Source organism: Mesorhizobium sp. B263B2A (assembly GCF_020165775.1).
Taxonomy (GTDB): domain Bacteria; phylum Pseudomonadota; class Alphaproteobacteria; order Rhizobiales; family Rhizobiaceae; genus Mesorhizobium; species Mesorhizobium opportunistum.
This window is the reverse complement of record NZ_JAIUIU010000018.1, coordinates 1-19,872: the sequence shown is the minus strand read 5'-3', so window position 1 is coordinate 19,872 and position 19,872 is coordinate 1. Positions and strand designations below refer to the sequence as shown.

The 19,872-nt window shown below is 65.5% G+C and carries 21 protein-coding genes; 12 read left to right on the top strand and 9 right to left on the bottom strand.

What is annotated here, in order from left to right:
* The first annotated feature begins 62 nt into the window (after positions 1 to 62).
* A complete protein-coding gene (locus tag LB568_RS24240; RefSeq protein WP_224731447.1) occupies positions 63 to 593 on the top strand; it encodes a methylated-DNA--[protein]-cysteine S-methyltransferase in 531 nt (176 codons plus the stop codon).
* Positions 590 to 1,333 (top strand): 2OG-Fe(II) oxygenase, encoded by a 744-nt coding sequence (locus LB568_RS24235; protein ID WP_224731446.1) that lies wholly within the window; start codon positions 590 to 592, stop codon positions 1,331 to 1,333. The genes LB568_RS24240 and LB568_RS24235 overlap by 4 nt, the downstream gene beginning before the upstream one ends.
* On the opposite strand, the gene LB568_RS24230 is transcribed toward LB568_RS24235, so the two are convergent.
* The 6 genes from LB568_RS24230 to LB568_RS24205 form a co-directional block, all read right to left on the bottom strand.
* Positions 1,318 to 2,274 (bottom strand): sigma-70 family RNA polymerase sigma factor, encoded by a 957-nt coding sequence (locus LB568_RS24230; RefSeq protein ID WP_224731445.1) that lies wholly within the window; start codon positions 2,272 to 2,274, stop codon positions 1,318 to 1,320. The genes LB568_RS24235 and LB568_RS24230 overlap by 16 nt on opposite strands.
* Positions 2,271 to 2,801 carry a dihydrofolate reductase family protein gene (locus tag LB568_RS24225; RefSeq protein WP_224731444.1) on the bottom strand — a complete coding sequence of 177 codons (531 nt, stop codon included), beginning with the start codon at positions 2,799 to 2,801 and terminating at the stop codon, positions 2,271 to 2,273. Before LB568_RS24225 ends, LB568_RS24230 begins: the two co-directional genes overlap by 4 nt.
* A gap of 2 nt (positions 2,802 to 2,803) precedes the next feature.
* A complete protein-coding gene (locus tag LB568_RS24220) occupies positions 2,804 to 3,745 on the bottom strand; it encodes an alpha/beta hydrolase (protein ID WP_224731443.1) in 942 nt (313 codons plus the stop codon).
* Between the two features lie 107 nt (positions 3,746 to 3,852).
* Positions 3,853 to 4,734: an SDR family oxidoreductase gene (locus LB568_RS24215; RefSeq protein WP_224731442.1), complete on the bottom strand. Its 882-nt coding sequence runs from the start codon at positions 4,732 to 4,734 to the stop codon at positions 3,853 to 3,855.
* Positions 4,735 to 4,844: 110 nt separating this feature from the next.
* Positions 4,845 to 5,432, bottom strand: a complete 588-nt coding sequence (locus tag LB568_RS24210) for a dihydrofolate reductase family protein (protein ID WP_224731441.1) — start codon at positions 5,430 to 5,432, stop codon at positions 4,845 to 4,847.
* Positions 5,433 to 5,469: 37 nt separating this feature from the next.
* The gene (locus tag LB568_RS24205) at positions 5,470 to 6,345 is read right to left on the bottom strand and encodes an NmrA family NAD(P)-binding protein (RefSeq protein WP_224731440.1); all 876 of its coding nucleotides are present in this window, start codon (positions 6,343 to 6,345) and stop codon (positions 5,470 to 5,472) included.
* 117 nt (positions 6,346 to 6,462) lie between these two features.
* Here LB568_RS24205 and LB568_RS24200 point away from each other — a divergent pair, with 117 nt between their 5' ends.
* Both LB568_RS24200 and dinB read left to right on the top strand, forming a co-directional pair.
* A complete protein-coding gene (locus LB568_RS24200) occupies positions 6,463 to 6,879 on the top strand; it encodes a winged helix-turn-helix transcriptional regulator (RefSeq protein WP_224731439.1) in 417 nt (138 codons plus the stop codon).
* A gap of 136 nt (positions 6,880 to 7,015) precedes the next feature.
* Positions 7,016 to 8,263 (top strand): DNA polymerase IV, encoded by a 1,248-nt coding sequence (gene dinB, locus LB568_RS24195; protein ID WP_224731438.1) that lies wholly within the window; start codon positions 7,016 to 7,018, stop codon positions 8,261 to 8,263.
* Here the strand turns inward: dinB and LB568_RS24190 are convergent.
* Both LB568_RS24190 and LB568_RS24185 read right to left on the bottom strand, forming a co-directional pair.
* Complete coding sequence (locus tag LB568_RS24190; protein ID WP_013894440.1) at positions 8,235 to 8,597, bottom strand: excalibur calcium-binding domain-containing protein; 363 nt, start codon at positions 8,595 to 8,597, stop codon at positions 8,235 to 8,237. The genes dinB and LB568_RS24190 overlap by 29 nt on opposite strands.
* 117 nt (positions 8,598 to 8,714) lie before the next feature.
* Entirely contained in the window at positions 8,715 to 9,248 is a 534-nt protein-coding gene (locus LB568_RS24185) for a sterol desaturase family protein (protein ID WP_013894439.1), read from the bottom strand.
* A 182-nt stretch (positions 9,249 to 9,430) separates the two neighbouring features.
* Here LB568_RS24185 and LB568_RS24180 point away from each other — a divergent pair, with 182 nt between their 5' ends.
* Positions 9,431 to 9,901, top strand: coding sequence for an NUDIX domain-containing protein (locus tag LB568_RS24180; protein WP_041164736.1), 471 nt, complete (start codon positions 9,431 to 9,433; stop codon positions 9,899 to 9,901).
* Between the two features lie 183 nt (positions 9,902 to 10,084).
* On the opposite strand, the gene LB568_RS24175 is transcribed toward LB568_RS24180, so the two are convergent.
* The gene (locus LB568_RS24175) at positions 10,085 to 11,272 is read right to left on the bottom strand and encodes a Gfo/Idh/MocA family protein (protein WP_013894437.1); all 1,188 of its coding nucleotides are present in this window, start codon (positions 11,270 to 11,272) and stop codon (positions 10,085 to 10,087) included.
* 348 nt (positions 11,273 to 11,620) lie between these two features.
* Here LB568_RS24175 and LB568_RS24170 point away from each other — a divergent pair, with 348 nt between their 5' ends.
* From LB568_RS24170 to LB568_RS24140, 7 genes are all read left to right on the top strand, one after another.
* Positions 11,621 to 12,508, top strand: coding sequence for a MurR/RpiR family transcriptional regulator (locus tag LB568_RS24170; protein ID WP_224731437.1), 888 nt, complete (start codon positions 11,621 to 11,623; stop codon positions 12,506 to 12,508).
* A 78-nt stretch (positions 12,509 to 12,586) separates the two neighbouring features.
* A complete protein-coding gene (locus LB568_RS24165) occupies positions 12,587 to 13,369 on the top strand; it encodes an SDR family oxidoreductase (RefSeq protein WP_224731436.1) in 783 nt (260 codons plus the stop codon).
* Complete coding sequence (locus LB568_RS24160; protein ID WP_224731435.1) at positions 13,366 to 14,901, top strand: mannitol dehydrogenase family protein; 1,536 nt, start codon at positions 13,366 to 13,368, stop codon at positions 14,899 to 14,901. The genes LB568_RS24165 and LB568_RS24160 overlap by 4 nt, the downstream gene beginning before the upstream one ends.
* A gap of 15 nt (positions 14,902 to 14,916) precedes the next feature.
* The gene (locus LB568_RS24155; protein WP_224731434.1) at positions 14,917 to 15,831 is read left to right on the top strand and encodes a sugar phosphate isomerase/epimerase family protein; all 915 of its coding nucleotides are present in this window, start codon (positions 14,917 to 14,919) and stop codon (positions 15,829 to 15,831) included.
* A gap of 88 nt (positions 15,832 to 15,919) precedes the next feature.
* Positions 15,920 to 16,954: an ABC transporter substrate-binding protein gene (locus LB568_RS24150; RefSeq protein WP_013894432.1), complete on the top strand. Its 1,035-nt coding sequence runs from the start codon at positions 15,920 to 15,922 to the stop codon at positions 16,952 to 16,954.
* A 229-nt stretch (positions 16,955 to 17,183) separates the two neighbouring features.
* The gene (locus tag LB568_RS24145; protein WP_224731433.1) at positions 17,184 to 18,734 is read left to right on the top strand and encodes a sugar ABC transporter ATP-binding protein; all 1,551 of its coding nucleotides are present in this window, start codon (positions 17,184 to 17,186) and stop codon (positions 18,732 to 18,734) included.
* Positions 18,731 to 19,702: an ABC transporter permease gene (locus LB568_RS24140; RefSeq protein WP_224731432.1), complete on the top strand. Its 972-nt coding sequence runs from the start codon at positions 18,731 to 18,733 to the stop codon at positions 19,700 to 19,702. Before LB568_RS24145 ends, LB568_RS24140 begins: the two co-directional genes overlap by 4 nt.
* The last annotated feature ends 170 nt before the right edge of the window (positions 19,703 to 19,872 follow it).

Below are 19,872 nucleotides of genomic sequence, written 5' to 3'. Positions count from 1 at the left end.
ACGCAGGGAACTAGGGTTCAGGCACAGAAGGAGTGAAGGCAATGAACCTTATGCAAACTCAAATGATCGCATCCACCGCGTACACCGCCCTCGAAACAATAACCTACGCCATCGGCCAATCCGCGATCGGCAACATCCTGGCGGCGCGCAGCCGGATCGGCGTCTGCGCCATCCTGATCGGCTCCAATGCCGAAACACTGGAGCAGGATCTCGCCAGCCGCTTCCCTGGCAAGATTCTGATTGAAGACGAGCCCGGACTGAGCGACGACCTTGCCGCGATCGCGCGCTTCGTCGAAACGCCCTCCGCCGGCCTCGACCTGCCGCTCGACGTCAGCCACGGCACGCCTTTCCAGCAGCGTGTATGGGACGTGCTGCGCACCATCCCCCGCGGCGCCACCATCACCTACACCGCGCTTGCCCAACGCCTTGGCCAGTCCAACGGCGCCCGCGCCGTGGCGACGGCCTGTGCGGCCAACGCCATCGCGCTCGGCATTCCCTGCCACCGCGTTGTCCGTGCCGACGGCACGTTGTCGGGCTACCGCTGGGGCATCGAGCGCAAGCGCGCCTTGCTCGACAAGGAGGCCCGGATATGAACGCCCACGCCAAGGTAGCCGCATCCGCGGTGGAAGCCGCAGAGACACGCGTCGGATCCTACGACTGGCCGGCATTGACCGCCGAACTCGACGGCTTCGGCTGCGCGGTGCTCGAAAAGCTGCTCTCGCGTGAGGAGTGCCGGCAGATCGCCGGCCTCTATCCTCAGGAGCAGCATTTCCGCAGCCACATCCACATGGCCAGGCACGGTTTCGGCAAGGGCGAATACCGCTATTTCCGCTATCCGTTGCCCGATCTCATCGGCGGAATGCGCAGCGGGCTCTATCCCCGACTGGCCGAGGTCGCCAACCGTTGGAACGAGCGCATGGGACAGGCGATGCGCTATCCCGCGACGCATGCCGAGTTTCTCGACCAGTGCCATGACGCCGGCCAGACGCGGCCGACGCCGCTGTTGCTGCAATATGTGCCTGGCGACTTCAACTGCCTGCACCAGGACCTCTACGGCGACCTCGCCTTCCCGCTGCAGGTTGCGATCCTGCTTTCCGAACCGGGCAAGGATTTCACCGGCGGTGAATTCGCGTTGACCGAGCAGCGGCCGCGCATGCAGAGCCGGGTCGAGGTGGTGCCGCTGCGCCAGGGCGACGCCGTGGTTTTCGCCGTCCACAACCGGCCGGTGCAGGGAACGAAAGGCAATTACCGCGTCAACCTGCGCCACGGCGTCAGCCGCCTGCGCTCAGGCATGCGCCACACCGTCGGCATCATCTTTCATGATGCGAAGTGAGGGCGCGGGTCCGCATCAGCCGACACCATCTCCAGGATCCAGGGACACGCATAGTAATCGGCGATGCGGTCGATCACTCCGCCGGCGGCATGGATCCGCACCAGATGGGCAGGCCGCCAGACATCGCCATACAGCCTGTCGACGACCAGCACGATCTCGGCGCCGATCGCACCCTGCCGCATGCGCCAGGGAAGTTCCGCGCGCTCATACTCGACGAAATAGGGCGAGTCGGAGAGCAGGCCGTTGTAGCAATCCGAGACGCGCAGGCGCGCATCGGCGCTGGTCAGCGCGCGTACCCCGTCCCAGTCCCTGACATTGAAGAGTTCGACGTAGCGGCCGAGCAGCCGCGCCAGTTCGGGATCATATGCGGGCGCCGCGACCGGTTGCGCCGGCAAGGCAGCGAGCTTGGCGCGGCCGCGGTTGAGCGCCGACTTGACGCCGCCTGTCGTCGAGCCGACGAGCTCGGCGATCTCCTCCAGCGAATGGTCGAAGACATCCTTGAGCAGCACGCAGGCGCGCTCCTTCGGCGGCAGGTGCATCACCAGCCGCTCGATAGCGCGGCCGGCACCCCGCCCGGCAGGCTCGACCGGCAGCACGATATCGTCGCCGGCGTAGCCGGCCTCGGCCAGCATTCGCGTGCGGCGGCCCCTGATGAAATCGATGCACCTGTTATGGGCGATGCGGAACAGCCAGGGCCGCAACGCCAGCGTGTCGTCGAGCAACTCGATCTTGCGGTAGGCCTCGAACAGAGCCTCCTGCATGATGTCCTCGCCATCGAGCGCCGAGCCGGTCATGCGGGCGCAGTAGCGATGCAGTTGGACGCGCAGATGCGAGACGGTCTCGAGGAACGCGGCATAGCGCAGGTCGAACAGGCCTTCGGGATCGAGCCTTGGCCTCATCCCCTGCGCGGTATCACGAGATCTGCGGATCTGCTGGTTCATCGCGGCACATAGGTTAGCGTCACCACGCCATTGTCGAAACTGTGCGTGCCGACGAGATCGAGGTCGATGGAACCGACATCGTCGAAGGCGCGCTTGCCGTGCCCGACGCGGGTCGGCACGATCGACAGATGATACTCATCGACCAGCCCGGCGGAGACCAGCGTTTTGTCGAGCTGCGACACCCCATATTTCAGGATGTCGCCGCCCGGTTGCCGCTTGAGCGCGGCGAGCGCCTGCGCGACGTCGCCCTCAAGCAGCGTGGCATTCCATCCCACCGTCTTGAGCGTCTTCGAGGCGACCAGCTTCTTCATGCCGTTGATGCGGTCCATATACGGACCCTTGAGGTCAGGCCAGCGCGCCGAGAACATCTCGTAGGTGACGCGGCCGAGCAGGAAGAACTCGACGCCGGACAACGCCTGCAAGGCATGCGCCTGGTTCTGCTCATCGAAGAAGGGCGACGCCCACCCCATCGGCCCTTCGATGACACCGTCCAGCGAGACGAAGCTGGACACGATCAGCCGGCGCATGATCAGGCCGCCTTCGCGCCGGCGGCAACATCAACGGCATCCGGCAGCCCAAGCTTCGGCCGCACCCAGGCGGCGAGGCGGGCGATCGCGTCATCGGCTTCGGGCGCCCGGCCGGCCATCATCTGGAAGGAGTGCAGCATGCCATCGAAGACATCGAGCCGCGTCTCGACGCAGGCCTGCCTCGCACGCTCGGCGAACATGCGGCTTTCGTCGACCAGCGTCTCGTCGGCGCCAGCCTGCAGGAAGACGGGCGGAAAGCCGGAGAGGTCGGCATAGAGCGGGCTGACCTCAGGATCGCGCCGGTCGGCATCGCCGATGAAATTGGCCACCAGCCAGTCGACGCCGGCCTTGGCGAAGGCGGGGTCCTTGTCGCGGTTGGTCTCGTAGCTGGCGGCGGTCAGCGCCATGTCGAACCAGCCGGAGATGATCAGGGTGGCGACGGGCAGCGGCCTCCCCTGCGCACGCAGCCGCTGCAGGAGCCCATAGGTCAGCACCGCGCCGCAGGAATCGCCGGCGATGACGATCCGTCCGGGGTCGAAGCCCTCGTCGGTGAGCCAGTTCCAGGCAGTCATCGCTGCTTCGAGCTGAGCCGGATGCTTCGCCTGGTGTGCCAACGGATAATCATAGAGCAGCGCGCGGCAGCCGATGGCCTTGGCGAGATGCCCGGCCAATTTACGGTGCGTATAGATCGAGCCGCCGACGAAGCCGCCGCCATGCGCGTAAAACAGCGCCCGCTCCGCGTCGGCGCCCTTCGGGACGATCCATAGCGCCGGCACGCCGCCGGCATCCACCTCGATATAGTCGACGCCGCCCGGTTCGCCGGTCAGCGCCGGCCAGTGAGTGTCGTTGAAATCGATGATCGCCTGCGGGCTGGTCAGCTTGCCGGCATTGGCGACGAACGCCGCATAATGGTTCCTGTTTGCCTCACTCTCAGTGCTCGCCATAATAGCCTCCGGGGTTATGGATCGCGGGTCCCGCGACCCTCCAAAGCCAAGGACGGACGAGCGGGCAAAAAGGATACGTCACAGCGCTCGCTTTTTCGGGAGAGCGCTCAGGCCGCGCCGCCAAACGCCGCCGCATGGCGCCGGGCGAACTCGACGAACGGCGTCGGCTGGACGCCGAACATCTCATGCGTCGCCAGGTGCACCCGCGATTTCGGCCGCCGCCGTCGCTCGGCCAGTTGCTCGTCCAGCGCATCGGCGAAACCGGCCGGAATGCCGGCGGCCAGCAGGTTGCGCCGCCGCTGTTCCGGGCTCACATCGACATAGCGGACCGGCTTGCCGATCGCCTGCGATATCCGCGCGGCGATGTCGGTCATCGTCAGCGCCTCGGGGCCGGTCATGTCGAGGCTCTCGCCTGCATGGCCGCCATCGCGCAGCAGCCGGAAGGCCACTTTGGCGATGTCCTCGACATCGACCGGCGACAGCTCGGTGTCGCCGAGCGCGAGATAGAAGGCGCCCTCGGCGGCGATCGTCGGTGCGTCGCGCAGATAGACCTGCATGAATTGGCTGGGGCGCAGATGCGTCCACGCCATCCCCGCCGCTTCCAGATAGCGCTCGACCTCTTCATGCATGCGCGTGAAGCGAAACTTCGTCGCGTCGTAGCCGATGTTGGACTCCCTGCCGGAGAACTTCACCACATGCCCGACGCCGGCCGTTCTGCAGGCATCGATGAAACGGCACTGCGTCTCGGTCATGTCGTCGCCCGCGGTCGAAATCATCAGCACGCGATCGGCGCCGTCGAGCGCAGCGCCAAGCGTTTCCGCCCGGCGCATGTCGCCCTCTATCAGGTCGACGCCGGCCAGTTCGCCCAGTCCTGCAGCCAATGCCCGGTTCCGATCGCGAACCAGTGCCCGCACTGCATGCTTCTGCCGCGCGAACTCGCGCACGATCGCTTTTCCGTTCAGGCCCGTAGCACCCGTCACCAGGATCATCAGCTTTTCTCCGTCTTGATTGCCGCGGCGCCATCCCGGCAACCGCAGCTTGAAGACGAAGAGACCCGGGCAAAGGATTCTGCCCAAACGTCTTTTTATCGATGCGAGGCTCAGCCGCCCGGCGCGTAGCGGTTGACCACCATTCCGCAGGCATAGGCCTTCGAGCCGAGCAGCCGAAGTTTCTGGAAACCGCCCTGGTCGAAAATCCGGCGGCCGGCGCCCAGTGCCGCGGGGTTGACGAACAGCTGGAACTCGTCGACCAGCCCGGCAGCGATCAGCGCGGAGGCGAAGCCGGCGCCGCCGAAGACGGCGATGTCGCCGCCCTCCCCCGCCTTCAGCGCCTTGACTTCGCGCGGCAGGTCGCCGCTCACCACCGTCGTGCGCTCCCACCGCGAGGTCTTCAGCCTGTCGGTAGGCACAACCGTGCGTGCCTCGACGATACGCTGGGCGAAGGCGTAGAACGGATCGGCCGGATATTTCTTCGCCGCATTGCCCCAGTGGGTCAGGTACCCCTCCTCGGCCATCTTGCGGCTGAGCAGGATTGTGTCGATACCGGCAAAGACGGTGTTGAAATCGCGCTTCAGCTCCTCGTCCCAGCCATTGTCCTCGCCCCACTCCCAAAGCTGCCAGCGATGATCCTCATTGGCGCCGACATAGCCGTCGACCGACATCTGCATCTGAAGGATCAGCTTTTTCATGGCGTTCGCCTCGTTTCCGGATTCTGGATGGGAAGGATCAGGCAGCGCTTTGCGAGCGGGCGAAAGCGTGCGCCCAGCTCTCGAAAGTGGTCGGCGTGGTGTTGCTGACCGACGGTGCCTCCAGCGCCCAGCGATCGCCCTTGTTGAAGCTCGCCGCCGTTTCGCCGAGCGCATCGGCAAAGCTCGCCGACAGGCCGTTGGCGACCATGCCTTCGCGGGCATCGGCGAAGGGCACGGCATGATAGGTGACTTGCCTGCCGATCGCCTTGCCGAGGATCGCGGTGGCTTGTTCAAAGGCATAGTAACCGCCGCCATGCAGTTCGACGACCCGCTCGGCCGGGAACCGGCCAGCGCCCAGCAAGGCGGCGGCGCGCTGCCCGACATCGCAGGCGGTAATGAGCGGCATTGGCAGGTCGCCGCGGAACGGCGTGGCGAAGACACCGGAAGCGGCTTGCTGGACAAAGCCCAGGCCCTTGGCAAAATTCTCCATGAAGAACGAGGCGCGCAGGAACACCAGCTCGTCGAGGCTAAGCGCTTCGAGCCGCTCCTCCATCATCGCGGCGCCCAGCGAAGTACCCTTTTTGAGATGAGCATTGAGGCCGCTGAGCAGCACGACACGGCGCATGCCTGAATGCGTGATCGCCGCTGCCAGCCGCTCGCCGACCTCATCCTCGAAGCGATGCAGATCCGGCGCGGTGACGTCGAAGGGGATCATCACATAGGCGCTGTCGGCACCGGAGAAGGCGGATGCCAGAGCGTCGGCGTCGTCAAGCGCAACGCCCAGGCTGCGCGCCACGCCGCGCACTTTGTGCCCCTGGCCGGCCAGCACGGAAGCGACCTCCTTGCCGACCTCACTGGTGGCGCCGACAACCACGACGGTCTTTGGTGCGACGTTGCTCTCGATTGCTTGCATGTCGTCCTCCTCTGCGAAAACGAGCCACTATGGCAACAGAATGATTTACTTTTGGAACCATTTGACGCATGCACAGAATGATGTCAATAGTAAAGTGATTTAAAAACGGAACCATAGATGTCGACCCGTGAAAAATCCGGCTGCCCGATCAACCTGTCGCTGGAACTGCTCGGCGACCGCTGGACCCTGCTCATCGTCCGCGATCTGATCTTCGCTGGGAAAAAGCACTTTCGCGAGTTCCTGCAATCCGACGAAGGCATCTCCTCACGCACGCTGGCCGAGCGGCTGCAGACGCTCCAGGAAGAAGGCATCCTCACCCGCAGCGATGACCCGACCCACGGGCTGAAGGCGATCTACCGGCTGACCGAGGCCGGCGTCGACCTGTTGCCGGTGCTGGCAACGCTCGGCGCCTGGGGCAGCAAGCATCGCAAGGCCGACGATCATCTCGCCCGCATCGCCGACGAGCTTGCGGCCGGTGGCGAGCCGGCGCTGGAACGGCTGAAAGCGGCGCTGCGGGCGGAGCATATTGTCTAGGCGGCTACGCTGTCTTGCCCAAGAGGACTTTCCAGGCCCCGGCGGCGGCAAGGGATATGGGGTCACGGCTTGACGGTGATCACTTTTTGTTCTCTATATGTTCGCATCTATCAGCAACTGTGGATGAGCGGTCGGGATGGAAACGACAGCCACCATCCTGCATGCCGATCTCGATGCGTTCTATGCCTCGGTCGAACAGTTGCTCGACCCGTCGCTGCGCGGCAAGCCGATCGCGGTCGGCGGCGGCGTCGTGCTCGCCGCCTCCTATGAGGCGCGTGCCTTCGGCGTGCGCGGCGGCATGCCGGGGCGCAAGGCGCGCGAGCTCTGCCCGCAGCTGATCTTCGTCGGCGGCAATTTCAGCCACTACCAGCGGCTTGGCGACGCGGCGATCAAGGTGCTCGACGATTTTACGCCGCTCGTCGAGCGCATCTCCATCGACGAGGCCTTCGCCGATGTCGCCGGCTGCACGCACCTGTTCGGGCAACCGCAAGAGATCGCCGCAACCATCCGCCGCCGTGTGCGGGCCGAACTCGGTCTGCCGATCTCGATCGGCGTCGCGCGCACCAAGCATCTGGCCAAGATCGCCTCGCAGGTCGCCAAGCCCGACGGGCTGGTGGTGGTCGATCCCGGCACCGAGCTTGCCTTCCTGCACGATTTGCCGGTCGGCCTGATGTGGGGTGTTGGCCCGGCGACCATGGCGCGGCTGGCCGAAATCGGCGTCGAGACCATAGGCCAGCTGGCCAGGACGCACAGCGGCGCGCTGACGCGGCTACTCGGTCCCGCCGCCGGCGAAAAGCTCTCGGCTTTGTCGTGGAACCGCGACCCGAGGAAACTGGAGACGAAGCGCCGCGCGCACTCGGCCGGCGCGCAGTCGGCGCTCGGTCAGAAGCCAGCCGTGGCGCGCGTCATCGTGCCCACTTTGCTGCATCTGGCCGACCGCGTCGCCAGCCGGCTGCGCGCCAAGGCGCGGCCCGGCCGCACGGTGACCGTGCGTGTGCGCTTTGCCGATCTCAGCGCCGTGACCCGTTCGATCACGCTCGACCAGCCGATCTCGGCGACCACGACGCTGGCCGAAATCGCAGGCGATCTGGTACGCGGCGTGCTCGCCGACAATCCGCACGAAAGAACGATCTCGCTGCTGGCGATCTCGGTCTCGCACCTCTGGGAAAGTGCCGAGCTGCAGCTCGAACTGCCGCTCGGCCTTGCCGACGAAAAGCACCGGCCGGGCACTGCGAAAGGCCTGGCGCGCTTCGGCGCCGACCGCGCCATCGACAAGATCCGCGAGCGCTTCGGCAAACAGGCCGTCGGCTACGGCACGGTGGCGCTCGAAGCGGCGCGCTCGGTGCCCGACGAATTCAGGGAGCTGGCGGAAAAGGAACTGTGAGAACTACCTGCCGCTGCCAATAGCGATGCACCTTGACGCCGCTGGCGCTTTCCCCGTGCCAAGGCTCGCAAGCGATGCCGTCTTTGTCGGCATCGTGCGTCGGCCAATAGCCGGGCTGCCCCTTGCGCGCGGGGGCAAGACCGACGGCGCGAGCCGCTGCACAGTTCGGGAACGCGGCAAAGTGCCTGAGGGCGGTGAGCGGTGAGTCGAGCTGGATGCCGACAAAGCCATAGGCGATGTAGCCGGACAACAGGATGAACGGCGCGAAAAGAGCAACCCATTTCAGCCTGCCAAGGCGATGATATGCAGGCCAATACAAGAATGGCAGAAGCATTCCCGGCACGCCCCCGGTCCCAGCACATCAATGCAGGCTATCTCGGGGCAGGCTATCTCGGGCCGGCCGCCATGACAATGACGCCGGACCTGCCGGGATCGAGATACGCCCCGGCCCTCAGAGCTGCGCCGTACCGAAAACCCGATCCCAGAATATCGACGTCACGCCGAAATTGGCGGTATCGTCGATGTGATGATGCACTGCGTGGCGGCGCTTGAGCGTGTAGAGATAACTGGGATGTCTGGGATGCCAGTGATGGATCATGTGGTGGATGCTGATGTACCAGAGATAGCCCAGCATCAGGCCGCAACTGACCGCGCTCGCGGTCGCGAAACCGAAGGCCATCCACACCGGCAGGAAGGCGACCAGCGCATGCACACCCAGACTGAGCCAGGTTGGCGTACCCACCGAACTGCGCTCCTCGACATGATGACGGTCGTGCAGGTCCCTGATGTAGGGGATGTGATGAAGGACAAAGCGGTGCAGGACGTATTCGACCAGCGTCCACAGGCCGAGACAGAAGATGACCGTACCGATCCACTCCGGCGCACTCTCCTCGCCGGCCTCGATCAACCCGGCTATTCCCAATATGGCGATCACCAGCGGATAGACCACGAAGTCGCTGTAGTAGCCGATCAGACCCAGTTGCATTCGGACGCCTTACCTGACCTTCGACGCCGCCCCAAAGTGATACTTCAGATTGCCGGACTCGCACATGAGGTGCAATGCGGGCGTGTTTGACATAGCGTCGCAATTTGCCGATGCAAGGGTCGGCACCCATGATCGGCTGGCAATTGGCCACCTCGTACCGGCGCCACGAATGGACACGCAAAATGGCAAAACGCAGTGCCGGCCTGCTGATCTATCGTCGAAGCGATGGCGATGTCCGCGTGCTGCTGGTTCATCCCGGCGGCCCGTTCTGGGCGAAGAAGGACGATGGCGCCTGGTCGATCCCGAAAGGCCTTGTCGACGAGAATGAGGACGAGCTTGTGGCGGCACAACGCGAAACCGAGGAAGAAATCGGCATCAAGGTCGACGGCCTTTTCACGCGCCTCGGCGATTACAAGCAACCGGGCGGCAAGATCGTCAGCGCCTGGTCGGTGGAGGCCAGGGCGGAGATCGACGTGGCGGCGATCAAGAGCAACAGCTTCACCATGGAATGGCCGCCGCGGTCGGGATCGATGAAGGAATTCCCGGAGGTCGACAGAGCGGGCTGGTTCAGCCTGCCTGAGGCCGAGGTAAAGATGCTTGTCGGGCAGCGTCCGATGCTATCGGATCTGGCGAAGCAGCTGCGAATCCAGTGATCTCCCCCCTCGAGGGGGAGATGGCCGGCAGGCCAGAGGGGGCGCTGTCCCGCCAACCTCTCGGCCAAATCAGCCGTGTTCGTTGAGATTGGCGTAAAAGCGGACCATGCGGAAGGGCTGGCGTTCCTTCGCGCCCCCCTCTGCCCTGCCGGGCATCTCCCCCTCAAGGGGGGAGATCGACTGTCATTCCTCGAACCGCGCCGCCGTCCACGCTCCACCCGCCGCGTTCGATTCCACCGCCGCGGCGACGAATTTCACCCCGCGCGCGCCATCGACCACGTCAGGCACCTGCGCCGCGCGTGCCGCATCGACCACCCCACCCGAGCGGTGGGCGCGGATGATGTCGGCTGCATCGCGGTAGAAATTGGCGAAGGCCTCGATATAGCCTTCCGGATGCGCCGCCGGCATGCGCGACACGCGCCGGCTTTCCTCGGTCGAGCCATGGCCGCCGCGCACCAGCGTGCGGGTTTCCTCGCCATATCTGGAGAAGCGCAATTCCTCCGGCCGGCTTCCAGACCATTCGAGCCCGGCTCTGTCGCCATAGATGCGCACGGAGAGGTCATTGTAGTGGCCGGGTGACGTCTGGCTGGCCAGGATCGTGCCGCGCGCCCCGCCGGTCCAGCGCACCAGCACATGCGCATTGTCGTCGAGCCGGCGCCCCGGCACGGCGGTGAACAGATCGGCCGACACCGTCTCGGCCTCGCAACCCGAGGTATAGCTCGCCAGATTGAAGGCATGCACGCCGATGTCCGCCAGCACCGCCGACTGCCCTGCCCGCGCCGGATCGGTGCGCCATTCCGCCTGCTTCTGGCCCTCGGCGTCGATCGGCTTCGTCAGCCAGTCCTGGATATAGGCGCCGTGCACCGACACGATCCGGCCAAGCTCGCCCGCCGCCACCATCTCGCGCGCCTGGCGCACCATGGCGTAGCCGGTGTTGTTCAGCGTGACGACGAAGCGGCGCTTCTTCGCCTTCGCCAAGGCCACCAGCGCCTCGGCGTCATCTAGCGTCGTCGATAGCGGCTTGTCGCAGATCACGTCGATGCCGGCTTCGAGGAAGGCAGCGGCGATCGGCGCGTGCAGATGGTTGGGCGTGACGATGACGACGGCCTCTATGCCATCCGGCCGCGCCGCCTCGGCCTTGGCCATGGCATGGTAGTCCGCATAGCTGCGCTCCGGCGCGATGCCGATCTCGGCGGCAGAGGCGGCGGCGTTCTCCGGATCGGACGACAGCGCGCCGGCGACCAGCGCGATCTGGTCGTCAAGGCGCATGGCGAGCCGGTGCACCGCGCCGATGAAGGCATTGCGGCCGCCGCCGACCATGCCAACCCGCAGGCGCTTGCCCGCCGACCCGTCAGATGTTGCGTAGACCATGTTTGTCTCCTCCGAGCAGACTGATTTAAGGGCTGAGGCCCGATATCAAGCCAGCACCCACCGTCGAGTTCTATGGCGCCCCCCTCTGTCCTGCCGGACATCTCCCCCTCCAGGGGGGAGATTGGCAGCGTCGACTGCGGCGCCTTTCTTGCAACGCTGGCGATTGGCGAAAGCAGAGATGACGTCCAATCTCCCCACTTGAGGGGGAGATGTCCGGCAGGACAGAGGGGGGCCTCGTAGAGCGCCACCTTTGACCGTCGGCATCACTCGTCAAAACCACAACTCACCGTCGAACGCCATTTCCAATTTCCATATTGTAAAACGATCGTATCGCGCTAGCCTGAAAACATGAGCGGGGCGCGCAAATCATCGGGACGGTCCATTGCCGACGAGGCGGCGACGCGCAAGCGCGGGCGCTCGCTGGCAGCACTGGGCTACATCCAGCCGCGGACCTATGAGGAACTGCGCGCGGTACTGTCGTCGGGCACGGTGCATTTTCCCAAACGGCTGCGCCAGGTGGCGATCTTCCTGTGGCAGCATCCGAGCGACGTCGCGCTCGGCACCATCGCGCAGGTGGCCGCCCAGGCAGGCGTGCAGCCCTCGACGCTGGTGCGCTTTGCCCAGATCTTCGGTTACTCCGGTTTTTCCGATTTCCAGGGCCTGTTCAAGGACCACGTCAAGGGATCATGGCCGGAAGGGCGTGGCCAGGAAAAGACAGAGGCCAATGCCAATCTGCATTTCCTGCATGGCATGGTTGGCGCCTCGCAGGCCTCGCTTGGCCGCATCGAGGCCGGCTTCGACGTCGAGAGTTTCGAGAAGATGGTGGCGCTGCTGGCTGGCGCCGACCTCATCTACGTCATCGGCTCCAAGCGCGCCTTCCCTGTCACCAGCTATCTGTCGCTGACCTTGTCTCAACAGGGCGTGCGCAATGTGCTGGTCGACAATGTCGGCTCCTCGGCACTCGACCAGGTCGGCTGCATCGGCGCGCGCGACGCGGTGCTGGCCGTCTCGTTCAGCCCCTACAATTCGATCACCCCGGACCTCGTCGCGGTGGCGCATGAGCGCAAGGCCCGCATCGTCACCATCACCGACAGCACCTTCAGCCCATTGATCCGGCTGTCGGACAGCTGGCTGGAAGTGGTGGAATCCGACTTCGCCGGCTTTCGCTCGCTGGCGGCCTCATTGGCGGTCGGCATGGCACTGGTCCAAGGGGTCGCCGCGCGGCGCGGCACGTGAGGCCCCGCTGGCACAATTGACTATCGGGAATTGCCGTTCCATATTTCAAAAAATAGAAACTTTGTTCCGGGAGGAGGAATGGAGCTTCATCTTCAAGGCAAGGTCGTGCTGGTCACCGGCGCGACGCAAGGCATCGGCCGCGCGATCGCGCAGACGCTGGCGCGCGCCGGCGCCGGCGGGTTGCTGATCACCGGGCGCGATGGCAAACGCGGCGACGCCGTGGCGGCGGAACTGTCGGCCACCGGCACGCCGACCATCTTCGTCGCCGCCGACCTCGGAGACCCGGCAACCCCCGCCCTTCTGGCGCAAGCCTGCATCGACCGCTTCGGCCGCATCGACGGCCTGGTCAACGCCGCCGGCCTGACCGACCGTGCCTCCTTCCTCGATGCCAGTCTCGACGACTGGGCCTCGCTGTTCGCCGTCAACGCGCGGGCACCATTCTTCCTGATGCAGGCTGCCATCGCCGACATGAAGAAGCGCGGCCAGGGCGGCTCGATCGTCAACATCCTGTCGATCAACGCCCATTGCGGCTCGCCCGAGCTCGCGGTCTATTCAGCCACCAAGGGCGCGCTGGCGACGCTGACCAAGAATGCAGCCAACGCCCACCGTTTCGACCGCATCCGCGTCAACGGCATCAATGTCGGCTGGACCGACACGCCGGCCGAACGCGTCATGCAATCCGAAATTTTGGGCAACGGCCCGGGCTGGCTCGACGCCGCCAACGCCGCTCAGCCTTTCGGCAGGCTGTTGACGCCGAACGACATCGCCAACCTCGCCGTCTTCCTGCTGTCCGACGCGGCCGGACCGATGACCGGCGCCGTGATCGACCAGGAACAGTCCGTGATCGGGGCGAACCGGTGAACGCTTCACCCGAAACATTGGGGCCGGCGCTGCTCGATCGCTTGCCTGTGTCGGTCCAGACACCGGCCTATGACCGCGCGGCCCTCGCCCCGGGCATGGCGCATCTCGGTGTCGGTGCGTTCCACCGCTGCCACCAGGCCGAATACACCGATGACCTGCTGTCGCTGCAGTTCGACCGCTGGGGCGTGGTCGGCATCAACATCCGCCCGCCCAGCCTTGCCGGCACGCTCGGCCGGCAGAGCGGCCTCTACACAAGGCTGATCCGCGAGAATAGCCATGTCGAGGCGCGCGTCATCGGCAGCATCGTCAAGGTGGTCGACAGCCAGGAAAGCGCCAAACCGGCGCTCGACGTGCTCGCCTCGCCCGACATCGATCTGGTAACGATGACGGTGACCGAAAAAGGCTATTGCCACATTCCGTCGAGCGGCGAACTCGATCTCGGCCATCCCGACATCGTCCATGACCTCACCAATTCCCAGGCACCGCGCAGTGTGCCGGGCATCCTCGCGCAAGCGCTGGAGCAGCGCAGGGCCACGCATGGCCAACCGATGACGCTGCTCTCCTGCGACAACATCCCGACCAACGGCGTCATCCTCGAAAAGGTCGTGCGGACTTTCGCCGAGCGGCGCGACAAAGGGCTGGCCGACTGGATAGCGGCCAACGCCGCCTTCCCCTGCGCCATGGTCGACCGCATCGCGCCGGCGGTGACGCGCGATGACCTCGACAGCGTCGAGCAATGGTTCGGCTACCGCGATGATGCGGTCGCAGTCGGCGAGCCATTTCGGCAATGGGTGATCGAACAGAAATTCGCCGGCCGCGTGCCGCGCTGGGATCTGGTCGGCGCCACCTTCGTCGACGACGTCACCCCCTTCGAGCATCTCAAGATGCGGGTGCTGAACGGCGCCCAGACGACGCTCGCCACGCTGGGCGTGCTGGCCGGGCTGGAACACACTTTCGATGCCGTCGCCGACCCGCTGCTGTTGGCCTTTGTACGACGCATGCTGGTGCAAGAAACGCTGCCGACGTTGACGCCGGTGCCCGGCGTCCTGCCCCTCGCCTATGTCGAGCAAAGTCTCGGCCGGCTGCAGAACACCGCGATCCGCCACCGCAACCACCAGATCGCCACCGATGGCTCGCAGAAGATCGTCCAGCGCCTGCTCAACCCGATCCGCGACCGCTTGCGCCAGGGCGCCGGCATCGGCCTGCTGTCGGTGCCGGTCGCCGGCTGGATGGCTTATCTAATCCAGGCCTCAACCCGGTTCGGCAAACGCTGGCCGGTGTCGGACCCCTATGCCGGCAAGGTCGCTGGGATCGCCGACACGGCCGGCCGAGATGCACCAGCGCTGGCTTCAGGCATTCTCGCCATCGACGGGATATTCGACCCCGGCCTTGCCGCGAACGAGACGCTTCGCGCGGCCGTTACGTCAGCGCTTGATGATCTGCTTTCGGACGATCCGATGGCCGCTATCAGGCACAGTCTTGAACAAGATGAGGTCGCGAGGTTGAAGCGATCCAAACAATCGGCATTATAAGGGTTGGGAGGCACTATGAAACTTGGACTGCTCACCGCACCGTTTGCGGAGACGCCGCTCGGCGAGGTCGCCGACTGGGCAAATCAGGCCGGCTTCGAGGCGCTGGAAATCGCCTGCTGGCCGAAAACGTCCGGCGCGACCCGCCGCTATGCCGGCACCAGCCACATCGACGCGGCTTCCACCTCGCCCGCGCAGGCCAAGGAGATCGTCGCCTCGCTGGCGGAAAAGAACCTCATCGTCTCCGGCCTCGGCTACTATCCGAACCCGCTGGATCCGGATGCCGCCCACCGCGAGGCGGTCATTGGCCATCTCAAGAAGGTGATCGTGCTGGCCGCCAATATGGGCGTTCCCGTGGTCAACACCTTCTGCGGCGGCGATGCCTCGAAGACCGTCGACGTCAACTGGCAGGACGCGCTGAAAGTCTGGCCCGAAATCGTCGCTTTTGCACGCGGGCACGGTGTAAAACTCGCCTTCGAGAACTGCCCGATGATCTTCAGCTATGACGAGTGGCCGGGCGGGCACAACATCGCCTATTCGCCACAGGTCTGGCGCCGCATCCTGGAAGCCTGGGGCGGCGAGGTGGGCATGAATTTCGACCCCTCGCATCTGGTCTGGCAGATGATCGACCAGGCCCGCTTCATCAGGGAATTCGGCCCCTACATGCTGCATGTCCACGCCAAGGACCTGATGATTGATCGTGATGGTTTGTACGAGCGCGGAATTCTCTCCGCTGGCATAGGCTGGCAGGTGCCGCGCATGCCGGGGCTGGGCGATGTCGACTGGAATGGCTTCTTCTCCGGCCTCTACCGCGCCGGCTATGACGGATCCGTCATCATCGAACATGAGGACAGGCGATTTGAAGGCAGCGACGATCAGGTGAAGCGGGGCTTTCTGCTCGCCCGCGACGTGCTGCGTCCTTTCGTCAAGTAAATTGGAGCACACCGTCTGACTCACTTTGTCAGCGGCGTGCTTCAACGGGTTGAACTGGAACTGAAAAACAATGTGGAGGAAGTCTGAAATGAAAAAAATCCTGACCATGGTCCCGCTCCTTGCGGGTGCCGCCTTGCTGGCCTCGGTAGGCGTCTCTGCCGCCGCCGGCAAATACACGATCGGCATCTCCAACACCGTGCAGGGCAATGGCTGGCGCGAGGAGATGGTCTGCGCCATGAAGGCGCAGGCGCTGGCATCCGGCGAGGTCGCCAAGCTCAACATCGCCCACCGCAACACCGATGCCGCCGGCCAGTTGGAAGACATCCGCAACCTGATCAGCGCCAAGGTCGACGCCATCGTCGTCAACCCCGCCGATCCGGCCGGCATCAAGGCGGGCCTCGAGGAAGCCACCAAGGCCGGCATCGTCGTCGTCGCCGTCGACCAGGCGGTCACCGAACCGTCGGCCTACATCATCTCCAACAACCAGGAACAATACGCCTATCTCGGCGCCAAGTGGCTGTTCCAGCAGATGGGCGGCAAGGGCGAGGTGTTCTACATGCGCGGCGCCGCCGGCGCTTCGGCCGATTCCGATCGCGACAAGGGCTTCAAGAAGGCGCTGGCCGAATTCCCCGACGTGAAGGTCGCACAGGAGGTCTTCACCGGCTGGCAGCAGGACCAGGCCAAGCAGCAGATGCTGTCGTTCCTGGCCACCGGCACCCCGTTCAACGGCGTGTGGACGTCCGGCATCGACAATGTCATCGTCGACGCGCTGGTTGAATCGCAGGCCCCGCTGGTGCCGGTGGTCGGTGCCGACAATGCCGGCTTCGTCGGCCAGTTGAGCTCGGTCAAGGGCCTCGTCGGCGCTGCCGTCACCAACCCCGGCTCGATCGGCGGTGCTGGCGTCACGCTGGCGCTGCAGATCCTCGACGGCAAGAAGCCGGCACAGCAGACCGTGCTGGTCGACCCACAACTGTGGGACAACGCGACCGACGAAGGCAAGGCCAAGCTCAAGGCCGCCGCCGACCCATCGCTCAGCCCCGAATGGCCAGTCTCGATCTCGATCCCGGACTGGACGACGTACACGAAGGAGCAGATCGTGGCCTGCAAGGGCCCGGGAGAGTAAGCACCCGCGCTTCTGCCTTCTCCCCTTGCGGGAGAAGGTGGATCGGCGCGCAGCGCCGAGACGGATGAGGGGTGTTCCAGCGAAGTGAGACGTTGGCGTTCCCTGGAACACCCCTCATCCGACCTCGCTTCGCGAGGCCACCTTCTCCCACAAGGGGAGAAGGGAAGGTCACCGTTGCGGCCAGTCGGTTCCAGAAATACCTGAACAGCTTGACCCGAGACCCAACAATTTGACCACCAGCCCTCTCCTCGACGCCACCGGCGTCGCCAAGAATTACGGCGCGGTTGCCGCCCTTCGCAACGCGTCCCTGTCCGTGCTGCCGGGCGAGGTGCATGCGTTGATGGGCGCCAATGGCGCCGGCAAGTCGACGCTGGTGAAGATCCTGACGGGAGCGATCCAAGCCAATGCCGGCCGCATCCTGATCCGGGGCGAAGCGCGCGACATCCGTTCGCCGGCCGCCGGACGCCGCGCCGGCCTGTTGCCGGTCTACCAGGAACCGTCGCTGATCCCCGATCTCGACGTGCTTTCCAACCTGCGGCTGACCGGCACGCCGGTCGAGCCGTTCCGCGCCTGGGTGCGCGAACTCGGCATTCCCGACCTCGACCTGCGCGACACCGCGCGCGACATCCCGCTGGCCGTGCTGCGCGTGCTCGACCTGGCGCGGGCACTTGCCGTCGAGCCCGACGTGCTGCTGCTCGACGAAATGACGGCGGCGCTGCCCGCCAACCTCGCCGAGAAAGTGCTGGAAGTGGTGCGCCGCCAAGGCGACAGCGGCCGCGCCGTGATCTTCATCTCGCATCGCTTCGTCGAAATCTCCGCGCTCTGCGATCGCGCCACCGTGCTGCGCGATGGCGAGACCGTCGGCGTTGTCGACATCGTGCCGGGCGTCGAGGAAAAGATCGTCGAGCTGATGCTCGGCACCCGCATCGTCAAGACCCACGTTGCCGCCCGCAGCGCTGCCGAAAAGGAGGCGCCCATCGCCTCCCGGCCGCGCATAAGCGTGCGCAACCTGCGCGTCGGCACCAAGCTCAGCGATGTCTCCTTCGATCTCGGAGATGGCGAAGTCGCCGGCGTCGTCGCGCTCGAAGGCCAGGGCCAGGACGAGTTGTTTTCCGCCCTGGCCGGCTCGATCCGCCCATCCGGCGGCACCATCGAGGTCGACGGCCAGCCGGCAAAGTTCTCGCACCCGATCGACGCCATCCGTGCCGGCATCGCCTATGTGCCGGGCGACCGCGCCGAGGCGCTCGCCATGCAGCGCTCGGTGCGCGAGAACATCGCGCTACCCTTCAGTGCTGCGTTCCGCCACTGGGGACCGATCAAAATGCGCCGGGAGCGCGCGAAGGTGGCCAGCGCCATCGAGCGGCTGCAGATCGACACCCGCGCGCAGGGCGAGGTGCAACGCCTGTCCGGCGGCAACCAGCAGAAGGTGACCATCGCCCGCTGGATCGCTGCCGATGCCCGAACCATCCTGTGCTTCGACCCGACGCGCGGCATCGATGTCGGCACCAAGCAGGAGATCTACAAATTGCTGCGCGAACTTGCCGGCAACGGCAAGTCGGTGCTGTTCTACACCTCGGAACTCGAAGAGGTGCAGCGCGTCTGCGACCGCGTCATCGTCATCTTCGGCGGCCGCTTGGTCGACATCTTCCCGGTCGAGGAAGCCGACGAGCCGGCGCTGATGCGCGCAGCCTACGGCCTGCCGCGCGGCGTCAAAGCCGATGTCGGCATTTTGGCCGACCCCACCGCGAACGCTTCCGATGCGCCGGAGGCGGCGCCATGAGCCATTTCCTGCGCCGCCAAGGCTGGGTCACCGGCCTGTTCGCTCTCCTCGTCGTGCTGTTCGTCGTCACCAAGCTGATCCAGCCGGGCTATGGCAGCGGCGACTTCGGCTCGCTGGCGCGGGCCGTTCTGCCCTATGCCTTCGCTGTCGCCGCGCAGACGGTGGTCGTCATCGCCGGCGGCATCGACCTGTCGGTCGCTGCCATGATGGCGTTGACCAGCGTCACCGCCGCCTCGATGATGGCTGGCGCGAGCGAGGAATACGCGCTGTTCGTGGTGCCCTTCGTGCTCGCCATGGGCCTCGTGCTCGGCGCGCTGAACGGACTGCTGATCGTCGTCACCCGCGTGCCCGACATCGTCGTGACGCTGGCCATGCTGTTCGTGCTGCAGGGGGCCGCCCTTCTGGTGCTCGGCGCGCCGGGCGGAAGCGCCGCCGAATGGCTGAAGGCGCTGATCTCGGGCACCGTGCCGATACCGGGCTTGCCCGACGCCATCGACGCCTGGCTGCCCAAGGCGCTGCTGGTGCTCATCGTCTGCCTCTGCATCGTCTGGATACCGCTCAGGCGCTCGCGCCTCGGCCTCTCCATCTACGCCATCGGCTCGAGCGAACTGGCGGCGTTCCGCTCAGGCGTGCCGGTCGCCCCTACCCGCATTGTCGCCTATGCGCTGTCGGGCCTGTTCGCAGCCATGGGCGGGCTGGCGCTGACCATGAGCACCGGCATCGGCGCGCCCATTCCCGGCCCCTATCTCTTGGCCAGCGTCGCCGCCGTGGTGCTGGGTGGCGTGGCGCTCGGCGGCGGCAAAGGCGGCCTGCTCGGCCCCATCGTCGCCGTCTTCGTGCTGCGCCTGGTGCGCACGGATCTCACCCTGCTCGCCATCGACCCCAACGTCACCGCCATCATCGAAGGCGCCATCATGGTCGCCGTGGTTATGTTCGGCGCGTTTATTACCATGCGGGGGCGGCAATGATGAGGGTGCATCGGCATGCGCTTCTTCCTTCCCCCCTTGTGGAGGAAGGTGGATTGCCGCGCAGCGGCAAGACGGATGAGGGGTGTTCCAGGGAACGCCAACGTCTCACTCCGCTGGAGCACCCCTCATCCGTCTCGGCGCTATCGCGCCGATCCACCTTCTCCCACAAG